This window comes from Chlorobium phaeovibrioides (genome assembly GCF_003968655.1).
Classification (GTDB): Bacteria; Bacteroidota; Chlorobiia; order Chlorobiales; family Chlorobiaceae; genus Chlorobium; species Chlorobium phaeovibrioides.
The window spans coordinates 174,383-195,534 of sequence record NZ_RXYK01000003.1 but is presented as its reverse complement, the minus strand read 5'-3'; the positions used below and the strand labels follow the sequence as shown (position 1 = coordinate 195,534).

The window sequence follows — 21,152 nt, the reverse complement described above, 5'->3', positions numbered from 1 at the left end:
CAGAACCATCTTTACCCCCTCATCGGCACGCAGCCTGTTTTTTCCCTAAAGGATAAATCACTATCATTGGTTCAGAAATCAATTACGACACATTATTCTTCAGGGCACAAATGTTCACACCCTACGGCAGGAGCACGCTTGTAAAACTGGCAGCAGTTTCAGTCGGCACCCTCCTTTTCTCCATCCTCCTTCCTCTTCAGGCAGCCATACCGGTTGGCTCAGCTGCAGCGATTTTCCTCATCTTTTCTCTCTGGTTCTTCCGTGACCCCAACCGCTCCCTTCCCCCCGGAAAAGGGATTGTCATCGCTCCGGCCGACGGCACCGTCATGAGCATCAAAGCATGCTCCCACCCGTTTACAGGCAACGGCTCCTCCATCATCAGCATATTCATGTCTCCCCTCAATGTGCATGTCAACCGAATACCCGTCACCGGAACAGTCACTCTCCTGCAGCACCACCCGGGCTCCTTCAGCATGGCATTCGACGAGAAAAGCGGAGAGGAAAACGAACGGATGGAGATTGGCATTGAATCAAACGGCATGAAACTCCACTTCACACAGGTGGCGGGATTTCTGGCACGGCGCATAGTCTGCCCTCTCTCTTTGAACGAACCGGTCACGGCCGGTAAACGGTTCGGCATGATCAAATTCGGTTCACGGGTCGACATCGTCATTCCAGCCGGATGGTTGCCCGAAGTAGAGCGGGGAGCAAAAACCCGGGCCGGAGAGACCATCATCGCACGCCTGGCAACCACAGCGGGAAACGGGTGAAGGAAATATTCTTGCTTTAAGCACCCCTATTGAGTATATAAGTATCAGGCAATAGAGTGCAATCATATTTTCAACTTATGGAGGAGGTACATCGATGTTTGGACTAGGAGGACAGGAACTCATTCTCATTCTGCTGATTATTCTCCTGCTGTTTGGCGCCAAGAAACTCCCCGAACTTGCAAAAGGGCTCGGACGGGGGATGAAAGAGTTCAAAAAGGCACAGACAGAGATAGAGGAAGAGTTCAACAACGCCATTGACGATACTCCGGCACAAAAGAAAGAGACCACCAAGGATAAGGAATAACGCCCCGGAACCTCAAAAAAACCGACACCCTGTTTTTTGAGAGAATGCGCCATTCACTCCCACTGCTGCCAGCCACATGCTATCAAGCCTTTACATCAGAAACTTCGCACTGATTGAAGAGCTGACCATTGCGTTTCAGCCCGGACTCACCGTCATAACAGGCGAAACCGGTGCCGGCAAATCCATCATCATTGGTGCTCTCGGCCTTGTTCTCGGCGACCGCTCCAGCAGTGAAATGGTCCGTACCGATGCAACCAAAGCAGTCATTGAAGCAATCTTCCAGAACAACATCCCTTTTTCCACCCAAAAGCTTCTCCAGTCTGCAGAGATAGACCCGGGAGCGGAACTCATCATCCGCAGGGAGCTCTCGGCAACAGGCCAGTCGCGATGTTTCATCAACGACACACCCTGCACCCTCACCCTCCTCAAACAGGTTGGTGAACTGCTCATCGACCTCCATGGCCAGCACGAACACCAGCTGCTCCTCCAGTCGAGAACCCATGAAACGCTGCTTGATGCATTTGCCGGAACAGCATCCGATGCCGAAACCTGCAGAGCACAGAAAGAGGAAATCCGGCTGATCCAAAAAAAGCTCAACACGCTCAGAAACAATGCGGAAGCCCTCGCCGAAAAGCGCGATCTGCTCGATTTTCAGTATCGGGAACTCAGCGAAACAGGGATGCAGGAAGGGGAATATGAGGAACTGCAGCAGCAGATTTCGCTCCTGGAAAACGCCGAAACCCTTGCCGAACTCTGCTCTTCACTCAACTCACTCCTTTACGACGCCGACAACGCCATCTACCCGTCACTCGGTTCAGCCTCAAAACTCACAGAAAAACTCGCAGCCATTGACCCACGGTTCAATGAAATGATTGAACAGGCAAGAATTGCCACTGACAGCGTTGATGAACTCTACCGCTTCAGCCGAAGCTACAGTGCGGGCATTGATCACAACCCGGTCCTGCTCGACTCCCTTCGCGAACGCCACCACCTCATCGGCCGCACAGCAAAAAAATATGCAGTCCCTCCTGACGAAATTCCCCGCCTCGCCCTTGAGCTTGAAAGGCAGCTGAATGCAGACGAAGGAGGGGAAGATTCCCTCCAGAGAACAGAAGCATCACTGACCACCCTGCGCAGAAAACTCTCACAAACAGCGTTTGAGCTCTCCCAAAAACGAAAGGAAGCGGCAAAGCGGCTGGAGATTTCTGTAAAGGAGCAGCTCTCTCTGCTCGGCATACCCCGCGCACTCTTCATTGTCAGCTTCACCCACACACCCGACCCGGAAGGAGACATCACAATAGAGGGCGTCACCTACGGCACTCAGGGTTGCGGTTATGAGAGCATTGAATTTCTCATATCGGCAAATCCCGGCGAAAAACCCCGTCCGCTCGTCAAAGTGGCATCGGGCGGTGAAATTTCACGCGTCATGCTTGCCATGAAAAGCGCTCTGGCAACCAATGCCGACCTTCCCATTCTCATCTTTGACGAAATCGACACCGGAATAAGCGGCCGTATTGCCGATGCCGTGGGCAGAAACATCAAAAGCCTCTCAAGCCTGCACCAGATTGTGGCCATCACCCACCTGCCACAGATTGCCGCCATGGGCGACAGCCACCTGCGTGTCCACAAGGAGGTGGAAAACAGCCGGACACTCACAAAGGTGAGCAGAATTGAGGGAGCCGAAAGGCTTGAAGCAATCGCAGCACTCATCAGCGGGGAACACCGCTCTGCTTCCTCGCTCAGCCTTGCCGGGGAACTTGTTGAGGCAGCAGCAACAATTAAGCCCCCTTCCGTTTAGAAAATCCGGAAGATTGCCTTATTATGCCTACGCATATCCGACTACCTCTAAACCGGAAACAGAAAGAATGTCCAATCAAGACCTCAAAGGCAGCGCTGTAGCGCTGGTAACACCCTTCAGAGAAGATTTCTCCATTGATACCGATGCCCTGAAACAACTGGTGCATTTTCATGCCGAAGCCGGCACAGACATCATCATACCATGCGGAACAACAGGCGAATCACCAACCCTCAACCCTGAGGAGCAGGCCGACATCATCCGCATCGTCAGAGATGAGGCAAAAGGAAAAATGCTCGTGGCAGCAGGGGCAGGAACCAATTCAACCCGTTCAGCAGTAACGCTTGCCAAAAACGCCGAGGATGCCGGAGCCGAAGCCATTCTCTCCGTTGCCCCTTACTACAGCAAACCTTCACAGGAGGGCATCTACCAGCACTACCGCCATATTGCCGAAGCAGTATCGGTGCCAATCATCATCTACAATGTTCCGGGACGCACAGGCTGCAATGTCAGCGCAGAGACCATTCTGCGGCTCGCTGGCGACTTCAGCAATATTGCTGCAGTAAAAGAAGCATCCGACAACTTCACGCAGATTGCCGACCTTCTTGATGGGCGCCCCGAACACTTCTCGGTACTCACCGGTGAAGACACGCTTATTCTGCCATTCATGGCCATGGGAGGAGATGGGGTCATTTCAGTTGCGGCAAACCAGGTTCCCGCAGCCGTAAAGCAGCTGGTGGACAGCGCTGCAGCAGGAAACCTTGAAGAGGCGCGCCGGATAAGCAGGACCTACCGCAACCTCTTCAGACTCAACTTCATTGAAAGCAATCCGGCACCGATCAAATGCGCTCTTGCCATGATGGGCATGATCAAAGAGGTATACCGCCTTCCGATGACACCGGTTTCAGAGGAGAGCCGCAGGCAGCTCTCCCTTGAAATGAGCGCTCTGGGGCTTATCTAAAACGAGCTGAGGAGAAGGGCAAAACGATCCATCTCCTCTTTTGTTCTTTTTTCCGTCACAGAAACAAGCAGCCCCTCATCTCCAAAAACTGAGAGGTCAATGCCGGCAAATATCCCCTCTTCAAGCATCCTCTCCACAATCACCGCCGGATGGACGGGTGTATTGAGCACGAATTCACGGAAAAACGGGGCACTGAAACGGAGCGAATATCCGGGAATCTCCACAATCCTTGCCGCAAGATAGTGGGCCCTCTCAAGAGACTGCCCCGCAACTTCCTGCATTCCCTGCCGTCCGAGAAGGGAAAGATAGACTGCCGCCTGTAGTGCATTGAGCGCCTGATTGGTACAGATGTTTGAAGTTGCCTTCTCCCGCCGGATATGCTGCTCCCGGGTCTGAAGCGTCAGAATGAAGCCGTCGCGTCCATCGCGATCCTTCGTCATGCCGACGAGACGCCCCGGAATTTTGCGCACAAACTTTTCACGGACAGTAAAGATTCCGAGATAGGGACCGCCAAAACTCTGCGCACTTCCAAGAGGCTGACCTTCACCAACCGCAATGTCTGCGCCGTATGCTCCGGGCGCCTCAAGCACGCCCAATGAATGCGGGTCTGCTGAAACAATGAACAGTGCTCCGGCCTCACGGGCTATGGCGCCGATTGCCTCAACATCCTCCAGGCAGCCGTAAAAATTCGGCTGCTGCACAATCACGGCAGCAACTGTGCCATCAACCATGCCGCGAAGGCTGGCAATGGAACCCACACCCCCCTCAACACTGTTCTGAACCACCGGTGAGTGGCCTGCCGCGCCAAGATAGGTGGAAAGCACCGAACTGTTCCAAGGGTGCAGTTGCCCGGCAACCACAATCCGCTCTTTTCCGGTCACATTCATCGCCATCAGGGCAGCTTCAGCAAGAGCTGTTGCACCGTCGTACATTGAAGCGTTGGCCACATCCATACCGTAGAGGCGGCAGATGAGGCTCTGATACTCGTAGATTGCCTGCAGGGTCCCCTGTGAAACCTCTGCCTGATACGGGGTATAGGCGGTGTAGAACTCACTTCGGGACACAATGGCCCTGATTGCCGAAGGGATGAACTGGTCATATGCCCCGCCACCGAGAAAACTGACATAACCCGCAGTACTGCGGTTTCGTGCGGCAAGTGACTCAAGCTGACGGCGCACCGCCATTTCATCAAGGGCGGGAGCGAGATCAAGCGATTTTTTCAGACGAATCTCTTCAGGAATGTCGGCAATAAGGTCATTGAACGATGCCGCGCCGGCAGCAGCAAGCATCTCTGCTCTATCGGAGTCAGTATTGATTATGAATGGCATTCCCGGCTACCCCCCTATCATCTCGGTGTAGGCGGCGGCATCCATGAGTGCATCAAGAGATGAAGGGTCAGCAACCTTCATCTTCACCATCCACCCCTCACCGTAAGGGTCCTGGTTCACGGTCTCAGCCGCATCAAGAACCCCATTGAGCTCAAGAATGGTGCCTGCCACCGGAGCGAACAGGTCAGCAACAGTCTTGACTGCTTCAACCGTACCGAAAATCTCCTGTTCACCAAGAACAGTCCCTTCCGGCTTCAGCTCGACAAACACAATGTCGCCAAGCTCCGACTGGGCAAAATCGGTAATGCCTACAAGCGCTGTGGCTCCATCTGCAAGCAATTTGACCCATTCATGGTCTTTAGTGTAGCGAAGATCTCCAGGGACATTCATGGCAGGTAAAGGAAAAAGTGTTCACAAAAGGGGAAAAACCCTATCCGTTGACTGTAAAAGAAGGTACTATTTTTCTGATTTTTTGAAAAAGCCAAACACCGCCTTGAGCAACCCTGATGCATATCACTGGAGAGCGCCCCGGAAACGCCCTACAGCAGACGCTGGCGCATCACCTCATAGAGCACCACTCCGGCAGTCACACTCACATTGAGCGACTCCACGCAGCCAGCCATGGGAATACGGAGGGTTTCATCACAATACTCCATTGCCTCCGGAGCAAGTCCCGAACCCTCGGCACCAAGCACAATGGCGGTTGGCAGCCGGAAGTCGGCATCGGTATAGTTGGTTTCCGCCTCCATGTCGGTGGCAATAACCCTGATGCCGTTTGCATGGAGAAACTCAAGGCTGCGCACCAGACTTTTCACCTTCGCAACCCTCATGTGGGAAAGCGCACCGGCCGAAGCCTTATGGACAACCGCATTGACAGGAGCACCCTTCCCCTCCACAAGCACCACACCATCAGCAGCCACTGCCTCTGCTGTCCGGATGATGGCGCCGATATTGTGCGGATCGTCAAGCCCCTGAAGAACTACAAGAAGAGGAGCCGTGTTGCGGGGAACGGAAAGGAGCTCCTCAATGGTATAATAGGTAACAGTACTGATAAGGGCGCATACCCCTTGATGTTTTGTTGTTCCGGCTATGAGTGAGAGTTTTTCAAGACGGGCTTTTCCCGTGATGAGTTTTTGACGGCGGGCAGTAATGAGAATCTCTTTAAGCTTGGGGTGGGTGGTGTTGAACTGGAAATAAATTTTCTCGATGCTGCCGGGTTTTTCACGCAGAAGTTCAAGAACCGCATTGCGTCCATAAACAATATTTTCCTGATCAACAGCTCCTTCCATCCGTTCCTCCTCTACCTAAATGTTTTAAAAACCTTAACACCCCTGCCCCTCAACCCTCTATGACCGGGGGGCTGTCCATTGCCGCTACCTGAATGTAATTTAAATTGAGCAATATGGATTTTTTTTTCTATCTTTCCAGTCGCCTCGACTCTCTCGTGATACAGCTTTACCGTGATTTCCCTATGCGGTTCTGACTATCTGCATCATGCATTTGCATCTGCACATACCTTTCATCAATACCAATCCAGTGACTGCCAGTATGAGCCGGACTTATAAAACAATGGAAGGGAATGAAGCTCTCGCGCACATTTCCTATCGCACCAGCGAAGTAATCTGTATCTATCCTATCACACCGGCCTCACCCATGGGTGAATACTCGGACGCATGGGCAGCCGATGGCGTAAAAAATCTCTGGGGCACCGTTCCCAGAATTGATGAACTCCAAAGTGAGGCAGGCGCCGCGGCGGCGGTTCACGGAGCCCTGCAGACCGGTGCCCTGACCACCACTTTCACGGCATCTCAGGGACTGCTCCTGATGATTCCGAACATGTACAAAATAGCCGGCGAGCTCTCTCCCTGCGTCCTGCATGTTTCAGCCCGCTCACTGGCAGCACAGGGACTCTCCATTTTCGGCGACCACAGCGATGTCATGTCGGTCCGTGGCACAGGTTTCTCCCTGCTCGCATCAAGCTCGGTTCAGGAGGTCATGGACATGGCCCTTATTTCTGCAGCAGCCACTCTTGAGTCGCGGGTGCCGATCATGCACTTTTTTGACGGATTCAGAACCTCACACGAAATCGCGAAAATCGAGGTTGTTCCCGATGAAGTCATCCGTGAAATGATCAGCGACGATCAGGTCATCGCACACCGCAAACGCGCAATGACCCCCGACGCCCCGACCATCCGCGGCACATCCCAGAACCCCGACACCTATTTTCAGGGCCGTGAAACCGTCAACACATACTACGATGCTGCCCCGTCCATCACCCAGAAGATGATGGACAAGTTCGGTGAGCTGACCGGACGCAGCTACAAAGTGTACCAATATTACGGAGCACCCGACGCTGAAAGGGTTGTAGTCCTCATGGGCTCTGGCGTTGAAACCGTCCGGGAAACTGTTGAATACCTGAACAAAAACGGCGAAAAGGTTGGCGTTGTCAATGTCCGCCTCTATCGTCCTTTCGATATCAAACGCTTTCTTGCCGCATTCCCCGCCACCGTCAAATCGGTTTCTGTGCTCGACCGCCTCAAGGAACCCGGAAGCGCCGGTGAACCGCTCTATCTCGACACCGTCAACGCCTTCATGGAAGGAGTGGCGGGCGGCTACCGCAAAACCATGCCAGCCCTCAGCGGCGGCCGTTACGGACTCTCATCAAAAGAGTTCACCCCGGCAATGGTCAAAGCGGTATTCGACAACATGGCTTCTGCTGCGCCGAAAAACCATTTCACCGTCGGCATTACCGACGATGTCACCAACCTGAGCCTTGAGTTCGACAGGGGCTTCTCCATCGAACCCGACGAGATGTTCCGGGCCCTTTTCTACGGCCTCGGCTCTGACGGTACGGTCGGTGCCAACAAGAACAGCATCAAGATCATCGGCGAAAACACCCCGAACTATGCACAGGGCTACTTTGTCTATGACTCGAAAAAGGCCGGCTCCATCACAACCTCGCACCTCCGGTTCGGACCAAAGGAGATCCACTCGACCTACCTGGTCAGTGAGGCCCAGTTCATCGGCTGCCACCACTGGATTTTCCTGGAGATGATCAATCTGGTGAAGAACCTGAAAAAAGGCGGCACACTGCTCCTCAACTCGCACTATGCGCCCGAAGAGATCTGGGACAACCTGCCCCGTCTGGTCCAGGAGCATCTGATCCGCAAAGAGGCGAAGCTCTATACCATTGACGCTTACAAGGTTGCACAGGGTAGCGGGATGGGACAGCGCATCAACACCATCATGCAGGCCTGCTTCTTTGCCATATCGGGTGTACTGCCCCGCCAGGAAGCCATTGAAAAAATCAAGGACGCAATCAGAGCCACCTACGGCAAAAAAGGCGATGAGGTTGTCCGCCAGAATATCCAGGCCGTCGACGACACACTGGCAAACCTGCACGAAGTTGCAATCGGCACTGTTGCCGACAGCACGAAAAAGCTGCGCGATCCGATTGTCGGTGAAGCACCCGAGTTTGTCTGCAATGTGCTCGCCCGCATCATTTCCGGAGAGGGTGACGACATTCCTGTCAGCAATCTCCCCGCAGACGGTGTTTACCCTGTTGGAACCGCAAAATTCGAAAAGCGGAATCTTGCATCTGAAATTCCCGTCTGGGAATCGGATCTCTGCATCGAATGCGGCAAATGCGCAATGGCATGCCCCCATGCGGCAATCCGTGCAAAGGTATACGATCCTAAATTTCTTGAAAATGCCCCCCGCACCTTCAAGTCCATAGAGGCGAAAGGGACCAGCTGGGCGGGAATGAAGTACACCATCCAGGTTGCACCGGAAGACTGCACCGGCTGCAGAATCTGCGCAAACATCTGCCCGGCCAGAGATAAGGCAGACCCGGAACGCAAGGCACTTGTCATGCAGCCGCAGGAGCCGCTCCGTGAGACAGAGGTCGACAACTGGAACTTCTACCTGAACATTCCCGAATTTGACCGGACGAAAATCAATACCCGCCTCATCAAGGAGCAGCAGCTGCAGGAACCTCTCTTTGAGTTCTCAGGAGCCTGCTCGGGCTGCGGTGAAACACCCTATGTCAAACTGATGACGCAGCTCTTCGGAGACCGCCTCGTCATTGGAAACGCCACCGGATGCTCATCAATTTACGGAGGCAACCTTCCGACAACCCCTTACACCTGCAACGCGCAGGGGCTCGGACCAACATGGTCAAACTCGCTCTTTGAAGACACTGCAGAGTTCGCGCTCGGATTCCGCGTCTCTATCGACAAACAGCAGGAGTATGCACAGGAACTGCTTCAGCGCCTTTCCTCCACAGTCGGCGATACGCTTGTCGGCGAGATTCTCGGCGCCGTGCAAACGACAGAACCTGAAATTTTCGAACAGCGCAAACGGGTGGCAAACCTGAAGGAGAAACTTGCCGCAGTTGATTCGGCTGATGCAAAAAACCTCCTCTCCGTAGCAGATATGCTGGTCAAAAAAAGTGTCTGGGGCGTTGGCGGAGACGGCTGGGCTTACGACATCGGTTACGGTGGTGTTGACCATGTTACCGCAGGCGACAAGAATGTCAATCTGCTGATTCTGGATACAGAGGTATACTCAAATACCGGAGGACAGGCATCGAAGGCTACGCCGAAAGCTGCAATTGCGAAATTCGCAGCTGCCGGACGACCGATAAACAAGAAGGATCTTGGGCTGATTTCAATGACCTACGGCAACGCCTATGTTGCCTCGGTTGCTCTCGGTGCACGAGATGAACAGACACTCAAGGCATTCCTTGAAGCAGAGGCCTACGACGGCCCCTCCATCATCATTGCCTACTCGCACTGCATTGCTCACGGCATCACAATGGAACATGGGCTCGCCAACCAGAAAGCTGCAGTTGATTCCGGCCACTGGCTCCTGTACAGGTATAACCCTGATCGCCTGAAAGAAGGGAAAAACCCCTTGCAGCTTGATTCCAAAAAGCCGAAAATCCCGGTAGCGGACTTCCTGAATATGGAGAACCGCTTCCGCATGCTCAAGAAAAGCCATCCGGAGGTTGCCGAACAGTACTTTGCGGAAATCCAGAAAGCGGTTGACGCACGCTGGTCCCATTACGAGTATCTGGCAGCAAGAACCTTCAGCTGAGAAGAGCTTCGTTCATAAGGAAAAGAAAAACGGCAGGTATTTCTGCCGTTTTTCTTTTTCCCTCCCACCTTTCTCTCAGGGGGTCTGTTCCATCAGCATCTGCGCTTTCCTCTGCATTTCTCCGGCTTTTTCAGGATTATCAAGCTTCAGATAGAGAGCGCCGAGATGGCTGAAAATCTCCGCCTCACCAGGCTCAAGAGTCGCAGCCTTTTCAAGGACAGTGAGAGCAGACAGGTACTCTCCCTGCAGATAGAGAATCCACCCGAGAGTATCAAGATAGACACCGCTTTCCGGTTCGCCTGCCACCGCCGTTTCAGCAAGCTCACGGGCCCTCGCCAGATCCTCCTGCAAAGAAGCAAGGGTATAGGCAAGATTATTCATCACAAGTGCATTTGAAGGATCAAGCTTCAGCATCATCTGATAGAGGGGAATGCTCTTTCGGGGTCTTTCCAGCTGATCATAACAAAAAGCAAGCGTACCGAGCGCCTTGAGGCGAAGTGCTCTGTGTTCCTTCTCCCTGATGGCCGGCTTCAGCAGTGCACGCCGGAGCAGTTGGGCTGCATCGAGAGGACGGTCGGCCTGAAAAAGAACGAACCCCTCAAGGACACTGAAACGGAGCGTACTCCTGGAAAGACGACGACGCGCCAGACGAACCTCCCGCAGCGCATCCTCATACTGTTTCCCTGCAAGCAGGGCTCCAACAAGGTACTCGCGAAACTCCGCCTTTTCCGGCTTGATAGCGACTGCCCGCCTGAAATCCTCAGCCGCTCCCAGAGCCGCCCCCCTTGAAAGTTTTGAAAATCCCGACAGTGCCAAGGGGTCGGGGCTTTCAGGATGACGGCGAGAAAGGGCATCAAGCATTGCTGCCGAAGGCTCAAGGTAAAGCGGATCATTGGCCGCCTTTGCAAGATAGTAGCGTGCAAGCTCCAACTGTTTTTCCAGTCCCTGGAGACTCGTATCATAGTAGCGGCTGAGATCGGAAAGAAATACGGTCTGCTCTCCGCTGCGGACCGAAACATCAAGGAGAGCCAGCCATCCCGGAACAAATCCCGGTGAACGGGCAACTGCATCCCTGAAAGTTACGGCAGCCTTCTGGTAGTCACCGGTGCGGAGATACAGTTCACCCAGTGTAAGGCGGAGCCTGTCACTGCCTCCATCCTCTCCCATCATCTTCCTGAGTGATGCAATAGCCTCCGGATAGCGTTCCATCCTGATTTCAAGCAGAAGCGAATGGAAACGCGCCATCTCATTGCGGGGATCGAGAGCAAGAATCTCTTCGAACACCTTCAGCGCCTCAGCAGGTTGCTGTGCGGCAAGATACTCCATTGCCAGATAGCCAAGCAGTTCCGTATTCCCGCGCTCAAGATTGCTCAACTCTCGATGCACCGCTATGGCCCGGAGGTAATCCTCCTCTTGATGGGCAATGGTGGCAAGCAGACCGAGATAGTAGCGATTCCGGGAGTTCAGCTCAACGCTCTTCTCGCTATATACTCTGGCTGAGTCCAGTGAGCCAAGTGCATGAAAGGCCCGTGCAGCGGAAAACCAGATAGCTGCACTCCCGGGCTGCTTTTCAAGCAGTTTCCGGTATCCCTGAAGGGCTCCGCTGTAATCCCCTTCAGCAGAAAGGAAAAGAGCTGCCGCAAACGCTCTCTCCGATGCCTGCCCGAGTGAATCCTCACTTCCCGGAGAGAGAACCGGGTTCTTACGCTGCAGTCCGGTACCCGCGCAGGCCGAAAGCAGAAAAACCACCATGATGCAGCCTATTCCGGTCAGCCTCATGAGCCTAAGAGAGATTCCCGTCTGCATCGAACAGTCCTCCGGTGTGCCGTGAAACGCTACCATCAGAAAAACGGAGCAGCGCCTGACGGGTGGCCACCCTGCCACGAGGAGTACGGCTCAGGTAACCCGCCTGAATAAGGTAGGGTTCATACACCTCCTCAATGGTATCCTGCTCCTCACCCACAGAAACTGCCAGAGAGGCAACACCAACAGGGCCACCGCTGAACCGGTTGACAATGGTGTCCATAATCTTTTTGTCCATATCGTCCAGCCCCTCTTCGTCAATATCAAGGCACTCAAGAGTCTTCATGGCAATCCGGCGGGAAATAACGGCAGCCTTCTCCACCTGGGCAAAATCCCTTGCCCGCCTGAGCAGACGGTTGGCAATTCTGGGAGTACCCCGTGAACGACCGGCGATTTCGGACGCTGCATCCTGATCGATGCCGATGGAAAGGATCCCGGAAGCCCTCATGACAATGCCCTCAAGAAGATCGGGAGAGTAATAGTCAAACCGGCTGTTGATGCCAAACCGGGCGCGGAGCGGGGAGGTCAGCAGCCCTGAGCGGGTTGTTGCCCCCACAAGAGTGAAAGGCTCGATTTTCAGCTGCACCGCCCGTGCAGAAGGACCGCTGTCTATCATAATATCAATGCGGAAATCCTCCATGGCCGAGTACAGGTACTCCTCCACAGCGGGCGGCATCCTGTGGATTTCATCGATAAACAGCACATCTCCCCGCTTCAGCCCCGTCAGCAGACCCGCAAGATTCCCGGCCTTGTCGAGGAGAGGTCCAGAAGTAGCCCTGATGCTGCTGCCCATTTCGGCAGCTATGATATGGGCAAGAGTGGTCTTGCCGAGTCCCGGAGGACCGGAAAGCAGCACATGATCAAGGGCCTCTTCGCGCATTCTGGCCGCTGAAATGAAGACCTTGAGATTGTCGGTCAGCCGCTGCTGACCTGTAAAGTCCTCCATCCGGGCGGGGCGTATCTGCTCCTCGATTCTGACTTCGGCGGCATCGGCCGGAGTGGTAAGCAGTTCGATTTTCAAGGGCTTTGGGTGTTCAGAGCTTGATTCTGGGATCAACGACAGCATAAAGCACATCTGCCAGCAGGTTGCCGAAAACAATCAGCGTCCCGGAAATAAAAGTATTGGCGATAATCAGAGGGTAGTCCCGTGCAAAGATAGCCTCCACCGTCACCCGGCCCATGCCGGGAAAGGCAAAAATCACTTCAATGAACAGCGCCCCGCTGAAAATGAAGGGAAGGGAGCTGCCCATAAGGGTAATGACTGGCAAGAGCGCATTGCGCAGGGCGTGGCGCATGATAACCACCCTCTCCGGCAGTCCCTTGGCTCTGGCCGTTCGGATATAGTCCTGCCGGATGACCTCGAGCATGCTGCCCCGTACATAGCGGGCAATACCAGCAGCACCGTTGATGGACAGCACCGTCACAGGCAGCACCAGATGCCAGAGCCGGTCCATGGCAAAGCCGAATGGTCCGAATCCCTCAGCTCCGATTTCATTGAGTCCCGAAGCGGGGAAAATCGGAATTTTCAGGGCGAACAGGATGATCATCATCAAAGCGAACCAGAACTCCGGCATGGAATAGAAAAACAGGGCCCCCACCGTCATGAAGCGATCAAGAAAACTGTTCTGGCGAACCGCGGAGACAACACCGATGATGATGCCGAGCACAAAATTGGCAATCAGCGTCAGAACCGCTATGGTCACAGTAATGGGCAGTGCTCCTGCAATGACATCTATCACCGGCTGCTGGGCACGGCTGAAACTACGCCCGAAATCACCCTGAAGCACATTCATGAGCCACTTCAGGTACTGTACCGGAAGCGCTTCATTCAGACCATACTGCTCACGGATCTGCATGGCCACATTGGGGCTGATTCCCGGCTGGATGAAAAAAGCCGCAGGGTCGCCCGGAGCAAGCCTGATGATAAAAAAAGTAAGGGTCAGCACCCCGAATATCAGCGGCACGGCAATCAGCAGCCGCTTGAAAATATAGGTCAGCATTGCAGTCTATGGAGCAAGAGTTGCTGAAGGACGGAGCGTCCAATCATCAATATTGTAAAATACTCCGGAAATATTGAGTTCCTCACCCTGAATTCTGCCGTTAAACCCCTGAGTTTCACGGATCCAGTAGAGAAAGGTTACCGGCTGATCGCGATGCAGCAGCTCCTGATACTCCAACCAGTATGGCTTTGCCTCAAGAGGGTCCATTTTCTTCTTGGCAAGCATGCAGAGATGGTCGAGGTCAGGGTTCCGGTACCCGGTAAAATTGAACCGGCTGGCTTCAAGATCAGACCCCCACACATCCATCGGATCAATCTCCAGACCGATCGACCAGCCTGCCATCCAGGCATCAAGCCTTCGCGACTGAAGGTTCTCAAAAAAAACATTCGACTCCTGTACCTCAAGGCGGCACAGAATGCCCACTGCGCGCAGGTTCTGCTGAATGATGACGCTGGCATAGTTGCGCCGCTCATTGCCGGCATTGGTATAGAGCGAGAAACTGAACTTCCGGCCCGCCTTCTGCAGAATGCCGTCAGGTCCCGGCACCCAGCCCTCCTCCCTGAGCATATCCGAAGCCTTGCGCGCATTGAAGGCATATGGAACAATCGTGTTGTTGTATGCCCATTTGAGTGAAGGGGAAATATCGCTGCTGCAAAGCTCACCATACTCCTTGAGATAACCGTCCATAATTGACTGGCGGTCTATAGCCATGGTAAGCGCCCGCCTCACCTTCGCTGAACCGAACAGTGGATGGGGCTGTATCCGACCGCTCTTCCGGTACTCATCACGATCGATGTTCGACCAGCCCACATAGTCATATACCCGCAGGCCGACCGTCTTGATCTCAACAGGGGCTGCCGCCCTCTGGAGCCCCTCGAAATCCTGTGGCTTGATATTTTCAACCACATCCACCGCACCTGTCTGCAACTGGGCGAGGCGGACCGTATAATCAGGAACCACCCTGAAGGAGATCATGGGAATATTTCCGGGCTTGGGAAGATTGCAACGGGCACTTGACTCCAGAACCAGCTCCTGCTGCTGCTTCCAACTCTTCAACCGATAGGGACCGGCTCCCAGAGGGTTCTGGTTGAGCCTCGACTGGCGGAACTCTTCAGGTTTCACATCTTTCCAGTAATGTGCCGGCAGCGGTGTCAGGGAGGTATGAAACAACGCAAGATACTCAGGAACCGGCTTATGGAAACGGAACACAAGCGTAGTGTCGTCTGGAGCAGTGATTGCTCTCTGAAAATCCACGGCACCATTCTCGGCTCCAACCAGTTCCGCAAGATACTGCTGACGCGGACTGGCAATAATCGGGTTGCCGTAGAGCATATAGGAAAAACGGAAATCTTCAGCTACAATCGGCATGCCATCATCCCAGAAGGCATCACTGCGGATCCGGTAGGTCAGCGTTCTGTGGTCAGGCGAAAAGGTCCAGCTCCGGGCAAGGGCGGCCTCAGGCTTTTTCGACGCCCCCGTTGCCTTCCGGAGTCGCTTTTCGAGTGCCTCATAGTTGAGAAGACCTGTCGTTGTATCAAAGGAACTCTGAAGAAGCGAAGGATAGATCAGCCCGAAAATATTGGACGATGTGACGGTAGCACCGATGACCGGGTTAAGGTAGTCGGCATCGCCGAGAGAGGTAATAACCAGAGTTGAATCCATGGCCGAAGGTCCCGAAGCACCCCCCCGTCCCCCTCCGCATCCCGTGACGGAGAGCAGAAGAAAACAAAACGCTGCCAGCCGCAAAGAAACACGGCACCCCTCAGAGAACAATCTCCCCCTCAGTTCGTTCATCATTTTTGATTACCTGTTTTATCCGGTCGGTCAGCGCCTCGGCAGCCACATAATTAGAATATCGTTTCAGGAGAACATTCAGGGCAACAACCTCAATGATCACCGTAATGTTTTTACCGGGAAAAATCGGAAGCTGTACCAGGGGAACATCAACACCCAGAACCTTTGTCGACTTCGTATCCAGCCCGAGCCGTTCATACTCCATCTCCTTGTTCCACTCAAGCAGTTCCGCCACAACCAGCACCTCTTTGACATCACGGATGGCCCGTATGCCGAAATTGGCCTTCACATCAACAACACCAAGCCCCCTGATCTCCATGAAATGATCGATAATGTTGTTGCGCGATGCAGAAAGCTGCATCGACTCGCCTTTCCGGCGGATGACAACCACATCATCGGCAACCAAACCGTGCCCCCGCTCTACAAGGTCAAGGGCAATCTCGGACTTTCCAAGCCCGCTCTTGCCAATGAGCAGCACGCCTACCCCGTACACATCAACCATTGAGCCATGGTACTGCTGATAGAGAGAAAACTGGTCGTCCAGAAAATCCGTCACCTGATAAATCGCCTTGGTCGATGAATGGCGGGTCACAAATACAGGAATTCCCTGTTCGGTGGCCATCTCAAGAAGGTCCGGCTGCAGCTTGTTGTTGCTGGTCAGAATAATGCAGGGGACCTTGAAACGAACCAGATTGTCGAATGCCTGACGGCGCTCCTCCTCTCCAAGATGGTTGAGAAAACGGGTCTCGGTATTGCCGAGAATCTGCACCCTTTTGTAGGTGAAGAGGTTGGTGAAACCCGAAAGCGCCAAGCCCGGACGATGCAGGTCGCGCTCAAAAATCCGCCGCTTCTGCTCGTCAACGCTGTTGAGGCGCCGGAGCTTGATATCATGTGTCGTGCCGATATTCTCAAAAAAATATGCGACCGTCACCGATCGCTTTTTCAGCCCTTTCTGGTCAAGACTCATGAGATCGGCATTTCAGGATGAAAAAAAATCCAACGCATCAACTTGTCCGGTTCAGTGCATTTTTTCCTTATGTTTCTGCAGCTGGCGACCCAGTGCCGAGACACAGGCGTCAATGCAGGCCTCATAAGCCGGACCCGCGTCCTTTGCCACAAAATCATGCTGAGGCACATGCACCGTTATTTCAGCAATCTTGTTCTTTTCATAGTCATTCTTCTGATGGTCAAGAATAACATGGCTGCTCGTCATATCGGGATAGAGCCTTGCCAGTTCCTGAACAGCAGCGCGTGCATACTCCTCTATGGTGCTGTGGTTGCTGGAATGGCGCAGGGTAACCTTCACATTGAGCGTTTCGCCCGTAACATCTTTTGTCATGGAACCTCCGTTGATGAATGATGATAATGAAGGAACACGGCCGGAGACAATTGAGCCTCCTGCCTCCAGTATACACTAAGCCTTCGGATGCGCCTTCCGGTATACCTCCTTCAGGCGTTCAAACGAGACATGCGTATAAATTTCCGTTGTCGACAGATTGCTGTGCCCGAGCATTTCACTGACACTCTGAAGGTCAGCGCCGCTGTTAAGGAGATGTGTTGCAAAACTATGGCGCAGAATGTGTGGATTTTTCTTTTTCTGCTCGGTCACCGGAAGAAGATATTTTCGGGTCATCCTCTGAACAAGCATGGGATAAATCTTTTTGCCTTTGTTGGTCAGAAACACATACCCGTTTCCCACCAACTCTGTCCCTCTTTTCATTCTAAAGAAGTTTCGACGGACTTCAAAATATTTTTTAAGGGCTGAAACGGCAGCAAGGCCGAGCGGTACAATCCGCTGTTTGCGTCCCTTGCCGGTCAGCTTCACAAACCCGCCGGCAAGTTCAAGATCATTATCTTGAAGCGCTGTCAGCTCAGAAATCCGAAGCCCGCATCCATACAGCAGTTCAAGTGCAGCGGCATCACGGTGGAGAACAAATGAGTCCAGAAGCCCCGCCTCTCCTTTGCGGTAACGCGCTGCAGGCACCACCGTCTCGAAGAGCTCCCGGGTCTCCGAGACGCTCAAAAACGCAGGGACACTCCGCTGATAGCGGGGCATGGAGAGCGTCTGCAACACCGAATGCCCGAGAAGCCCCCTCTCCTGCAGATAATGAAAAAAACTCCTGACCGATGCCAGCTTTCTGGCTATGGAACGGGGCTGAAGGCCTCGTCGGATGAGTTCCGCCATAAAAAACCGTATATCGGCTGCCGTCAGCAGCTGCAGGTCGTCAGGCGGGGAAAGAATGGAGAAAAACTGCCGGATATCAGTACGGTAGGCAAGAACCGTATGCTCAGAAAGGTTCCCCCGCCCTCTTCTGGCAGAAAGGAACTCCTCAAGAAAAGGCGGTGGCTTGAGGGGGTCCGGGTTGGCTGATATGGCTCGATCATCATTCATCGCAGTGGAACACAGACAAGTTCCCGTTTATTTCTAATGTAATACAGATCCCCCCCTCGCACGAGAAAGTTGTTCCACAAAGGTTTTGACGAACCGCTCTCCATGGCATCCTCATACAGGAGCGTTCCGCTTTCAACTATCCTGAGCGATGATTGCCACCCTCCATCCCTATCCGTGCGGTGCAGACCCTCAACACAGATTCCCTCCAGCAGCATCCACTCACGCCCGCCACCGCTCTGTGGATCCATTTCAGGAAGCAGCACCCCCTGACGCTGCTCCTCCGTTTCTGCTCCGCGCTGCAGGAGCAGGGCCTCTTCTGCAGCAATGTCACCCCCCTCGACCAGAGTACCCCTCAATGGATCAAGCAATGCGTAGCGCCTCTCTGGAAGTCCGGCAAAAAAAACAATCCTGTAGACAAGCAGCCCCCCCGGCGTATTGGCACTGAACACAAACTCCGGTCTGCTCCATCGCACCTCACCCTTCACAGGGTCAAAAGCCCAGATACCACGGTGCTCAGGGCTTGCGTCCTGCCAGGAATGAATGTAGACAAGCTGCTGATGCACGGTTTCAATACCGGCAAACCATCCCTCGCCGATGACAGCCCCCTGCACAGGATCAACCGCCACCCACCCGGCGACATACACCGATCCCGATAGAGGATCAATCGTAAAAAACAGCGCCTGGCGATCTTCCGCAAACCTCTTCTGCCCGACAAGCGTACCAGAAGGGGTAAAGGCAAGATGCCAAATCACAGCCCCCTCACCGCAGTCATGTATCCAACGGCTCTTCAGAATCCGGGTCATGCTCATCTCCTCAACCTGTAGATATTTACCGATACCGGCTTGCCGCTCCCGCAATGCTCCCGGGCATAGGCCTTGACGGAAAATCCATTTTCAGCAGCAAGCTCAAGAAACTGCTCAGCCATACGGCGGCGGGGATCTGCAATATAGGCAGAGCCACCGGGCTCAAGCAGCTGGTCGATGGCAGTTATGATTGGCAGCAGATTGACCCGCTCATAGAGCACATCGGCAGCCAGCAGCATCTCAAATTTCCCCGGCTGCATGACATTGCGCCAGTCAAGCCTCTGGACTCGAAGCCCGACGGCATTGGCATAGGCATTGCAGTGGATGAACCGGAGCGCTTCTGAGGAGTAATCCGTCGCAAGCACCGCTCCCCCAAGGGCAGCGGCAACAATGGAAACCACCCCGACGCCCGCTCCAAGCTCAATGGCACGCACCCCATGCATCTGCACCTCTTCACCAAGAAAAGAGGCAAGAGCGAGTGAAGAAGGCCATATTTCAGCCCAGTAGGGCATCTGCTCATCGCGGAGAAACTCCTCGGGCGTTATCCTGTCAAGCAAGGCGTAACTGTCGCTGACACTGGTAAAAAGGAACGATCTGCCGCCAAAGGAGAACGGACTCTCAGCCAGATCATATTCTCTGGCGAGAACCTCCCTGAGGGAGCGAAAATCATTGGACTCCGGTCTTGAGGACAACTGCATTGAAATGGGAAATTTTCATAAAAAAGTGACTGCGGGAATTGCCGCTGCCGGTAAAAAAGTAAACAGAACTTACTGAAAATCGCGAGGTATTTCTATTTTTGACTTGCCGGCAACAACCCCTTTCAACAACCAACCAAACAATTCAGGTTCCGATGAAAAAAGAGATTCTGGAGGTCTTCGACAACACCTACCCCGACCGCAACTATACCATTGAAATCGTCAATCCGGAGTTCACCTCCGTCTGCCCGAAAACAGGCCTGCCTGATTTCGGGACCATCACCGTCCATTATGTTCCTGATCGCACCTGCGTTGAACTCAAATCACTCAAATACTATTTTCTCGAGTTCCGCAATGCAGGCATTTTCTATGAAAATATAACCAATCGGATCCTGGATGACCTTGTAGCCGCTATGCAGCCCCGTTCCATAACCGTCACCACCAAGTGGAAAGCCCGGGGAGGCATTACTGAAACAGTCACGGCAAGCCACACCGCCCAAGGCTGACGAACCCCAATCCCCCAACAGAAAAGCCCCGAAGTACTCCTTCGGGGCTTTTCCTGAATAACTGTCCGTCCTGTTGCAGGAAGAATCCGTATCAGTATTTCTCGGTCAGGAACATCATGATGTCAAGAGCCTCTTCATCGTTGATGCCGGAACCGGGATAGTCCTGCATTCGTTTGACAATGATGTCAATCTTGCCGGTTTTCTTGAACTTGGTTCTGAGAGCATCCTCAACTGAACCAAGCGTATGACACTTGTTGCAGCGGGCTGTCATCAAATCACCTGCGGCTGCGAAATCGAAGCCTTCAGGGGCAGGAGGCACATTGGAAGTTGCTGCCGGCTGTGAGAGGAATGCGGAAAGCTCGTCAACCGTACGGATGTACTTTCCATCTTCAAGGGTGGTGCGTCCGGTCGTGGACAGAAGAATACCTGAAGGACGGAGCCAGAGAAGGGCAAACATCACCGCAACAATGCCAACAATGGAAAGAGGAAAACTGAGGAACCAGCGGTCACTGATGCGGGACGACATTTTGCCCAATCCCATGATGATGAGCGACGCACAGAAAATAAGCATGAACCAGCCGGTAAACGAACTGAGCGGTGTCAGCAATGAAGAGATGTTCTCTGCCGGTACCTTGAATCCTGTCAGAAACGACACCCCGAAGAACAGAATCCCCATCGCTGCTGCCCCGCCGATGGCCAGGGCGATCAGCTTGCCATTTTGTTTGTTGTCCATGACTGGTAATTAATTAGGAGTTAACGGCTTACCATAAAGTTATGAGGTAAGATACGCATAAATAGTAAAGCCGGCAAACATTAACAGCAAAAAGGAAGCCGCTGGCAGGTCACCGTTTTTTTCAACTACTCCCGGTACATCGCAAGGGAAATACGGCAGAAATAATGTAGA

19 protein-coding genes are annotated in these 21,152 nt (G+C 53.5%); 6 read left to right on the top strand and 13 right to left on the bottom strand.

Going from position 1 to position 21,152, the window contains the following annotated elements:
* Positions 1-110 precede the first annotated feature (110 nt).
* The 4 genes from EKD02_RS03605 (at position 111) to dapA (ending at position 3,830) form a co-directional block, all read left to right on the top strand.
* Positions 111-770, top strand: a complete 660-nt coding sequence (locus tag EKD02_RS03605) for a phosphatidylserine decarboxylase (protein WP_126383836.1) — start codon at positions 111-113, stop codon at positions 768-770.
* A 94-nt stretch (positions 771-864) separates the two neighbouring features.
* Positions 865-1,074, top strand: coding sequence for a Sec-independent protein translocase subunit TatA/TatB (locus tag EKD02_RS03600; RefSeq protein ID WP_126383834.1), 210 nt, complete (start codon positions 865-867; stop codon positions 1,072-1,074).
* Positions 1,075-1,150: 76 nt separating this feature from the next.
* Positions 1,151-2,872 carry a DNA repair protein RecN gene (gene recN, locus EKD02_RS03595; protein WP_126383832.1) on the top strand — a complete coding sequence of 574 codons (1,722 nt, stop codon included), beginning with the start codon at positions 1,151-1,153 and terminating at the stop codon, positions 2,870-2,872.
* Positions 2,873-2,939: 67 nt separating this feature from the next.
* The gene (dapA, locus tag EKD02_RS03590; protein WP_011890637.1) at positions 2,940-3,830 is read left to right on the top strand and encodes a 4-hydroxy-tetrahydrodipicolinate synthase; all 891 of its coding nucleotides are present in this window, start codon (positions 2,940-2,942) and stop codon (positions 3,828-3,830) included.
* Here the strand turns inward: dapA and gcvPA are convergent.
* The 3 genes from gcvPA to rlmB form a co-directional block, all read right to left on the bottom strand.
* Entirely contained in the window at positions 3,827-5,158 is a 1,332-nt protein-coding gene (gcvPA, locus tag EKD02_RS03585; RefSeq protein ID WP_126383830.1) for an aminomethyl-transferring glycine dehydrogenase subunit GcvPA, read from the bottom strand. The genes dapA and gcvPA overlap by 4 nt on opposite strands.
* Before the next feature lie 6 nt (positions 5,159-5,164).
* Positions 5,165-5,548 (bottom strand): glycine cleavage system protein GcvH, encoded by a 384-nt coding sequence (gene gcvH, locus EKD02_RS03580; RefSeq protein ID WP_011890639.1) that lies wholly within the window; start codon positions 5,546-5,548, stop codon positions 5,165-5,167.
* 149 nt (positions 5,549-5,697) lie between these two features.
* Complete coding sequence (gene rlmB, locus EKD02_RS03575) at positions 5,698-6,447, bottom strand: 23S rRNA (guanosine(2251)-2'-O)-methyltransferase RlmB (protein WP_011890640.1); 750 nt, start codon at positions 6,445-6,447, stop codon at positions 5,698-5,700.
* 259 nt (positions 6,448-6,706) lie between these two features.
* On the opposite strand from rlmB, the gene nifJ reads away from it, so the two are divergent.
* Positions 6,707-10,255, top strand: coding sequence for a pyruvate:ferredoxin (flavodoxin) oxidoreductase (nifJ, locus tag EKD02_RS03570; protein WP_126383828.1), 3,549 nt, complete (start codon positions 6,707-6,709; stop codon positions 10,253-10,255).
* A gap of 75 nt (positions 10,256-10,330) precedes the next feature.
* Here nifJ and EKD02_RS03565 read toward each other — a convergent pair whose 3' ends face one another.
* The 9 genes from EKD02_RS03565 to EKD02_RS03525 all read right to left on the bottom strand — a co-directional run bounded on the left by EKD02_RS03565 (position 10,331) and on the right by EKD02_RS03525 (position 19,745).
* Positions 10,331-12,034 (bottom strand): tetratricopeptide repeat protein, encoded by a 1,704-nt coding sequence (locus EKD02_RS03565; protein ID WP_185805691.1) that lies wholly within the window; start codon positions 12,032-12,034, stop codon positions 10,331-10,333.
* A gap of 4 nt (positions 12,035-12,038) precedes the next feature.
* Positions 12,039-13,079, bottom strand: coding sequence for a Holliday junction branch migration DNA helicase RuvB (ruvB, locus tag EKD02_RS03560; RefSeq protein ID WP_011890643.1), 1,041 nt, complete (start codon positions 13,077-13,079; stop codon positions 12,039-12,041).
* Positions 13,080-13,092: 13 nt separating this feature from the next.
* A complete protein-coding gene (locus tag EKD02_RS03555; protein ID WP_126342056.1) occupies positions 13,093-14,058 on the bottom strand; it encodes an ABC transporter permease in 966 nt (321 codons plus the stop codon).
* A gap of 6 nt (positions 14,059-14,064) precedes the next feature.
* Entirely contained in the window at positions 14,065-15,852 is a 1,788-nt protein-coding gene (locus EKD02_RS03550) for a peptide-binding protein (RefSeq protein WP_439329064.1), read from the bottom strand.
* Positions 15,821-16,819, bottom strand: coding sequence for an HPr(Ser) kinase/phosphatase (gene hprK / locus EKD02_RS03545; protein ID WP_011890646.1), 999 nt, complete (start codon positions 16,817-16,819; stop codon positions 15,821-15,823). The genes EKD02_RS03550 and hprK overlap by 32 nt, the downstream gene beginning before the upstream one ends.
* A gap of 51 nt (positions 16,820-16,870) precedes the next feature.
* A complete protein-coding gene (locus tag EKD02_RS03540; protein ID WP_011890647.1) occupies positions 16,871-17,191 on the bottom strand; it encodes an HPF/RaiA family ribosome-associated protein in 321 nt (106 codons plus the stop codon).
* Between the two features lie 75 nt (positions 17,192-17,266).
* Positions 17,267-18,244: a tyrosine recombinase XerC gene (locus tag EKD02_RS03535; protein WP_126383824.1), complete on the bottom strand. Its 978-nt coding sequence runs from the start codon at positions 18,242-18,244 to the stop codon at positions 17,267-17,269.
* On the bottom strand, positions 18,241-19,053 hold the full coding sequence (locus EKD02_RS03530) for a DUF4905 domain-containing protein (RefSeq protein WP_126383822.1): 813 nt from the start codon (positions 19,051-19,053) through the stop codon (positions 18,241-18,243). Before EKD02_RS03530 ends, EKD02_RS03535 begins: the two co-directional genes overlap by 4 nt.
* The gene (locus EKD02_RS03525; RefSeq protein ID WP_011890650.1) at positions 19,050-19,745 is read right to left on the bottom strand and encodes a class I SAM-dependent methyltransferase; all 696 of its coding nucleotides are present in this window, start codon (positions 19,743-19,745) and stop codon (positions 19,050-19,052) included. The genes EKD02_RS03530 and EKD02_RS03525 overlap by 4 nt, the downstream gene beginning before the upstream one ends.
* 152 nt (positions 19,746-19,897) lie before the next feature.
* Here EKD02_RS03525 and queF point away from each other — a divergent pair, with 152 nt between their 5' ends.
* On the top strand, positions 19,898-20,248 hold the full coding sequence (queF, locus tag EKD02_RS03520; protein WP_011890651.1) for a preQ(1) synthase: 351 nt from the start codon (positions 19,898-19,900) through the stop codon (positions 20,246-20,248).
* A 91-nt stretch (positions 20,249-20,339) separates the two neighbouring features.
* Here queF and EKD02_RS03515 read toward each other — a convergent pair whose 3' ends face one another.
* Positions 20,340-20,981, bottom strand: coding sequence for a photosystem P840 reaction-center cytochrome c-551 (locus EKD02_RS03515; protein ID WP_011890652.1), 642 nt, complete (start codon positions 20,979-20,981; stop codon positions 20,340-20,342).
* Positions 20,982-21,152 lie beyond the last annotated feature (171 nt).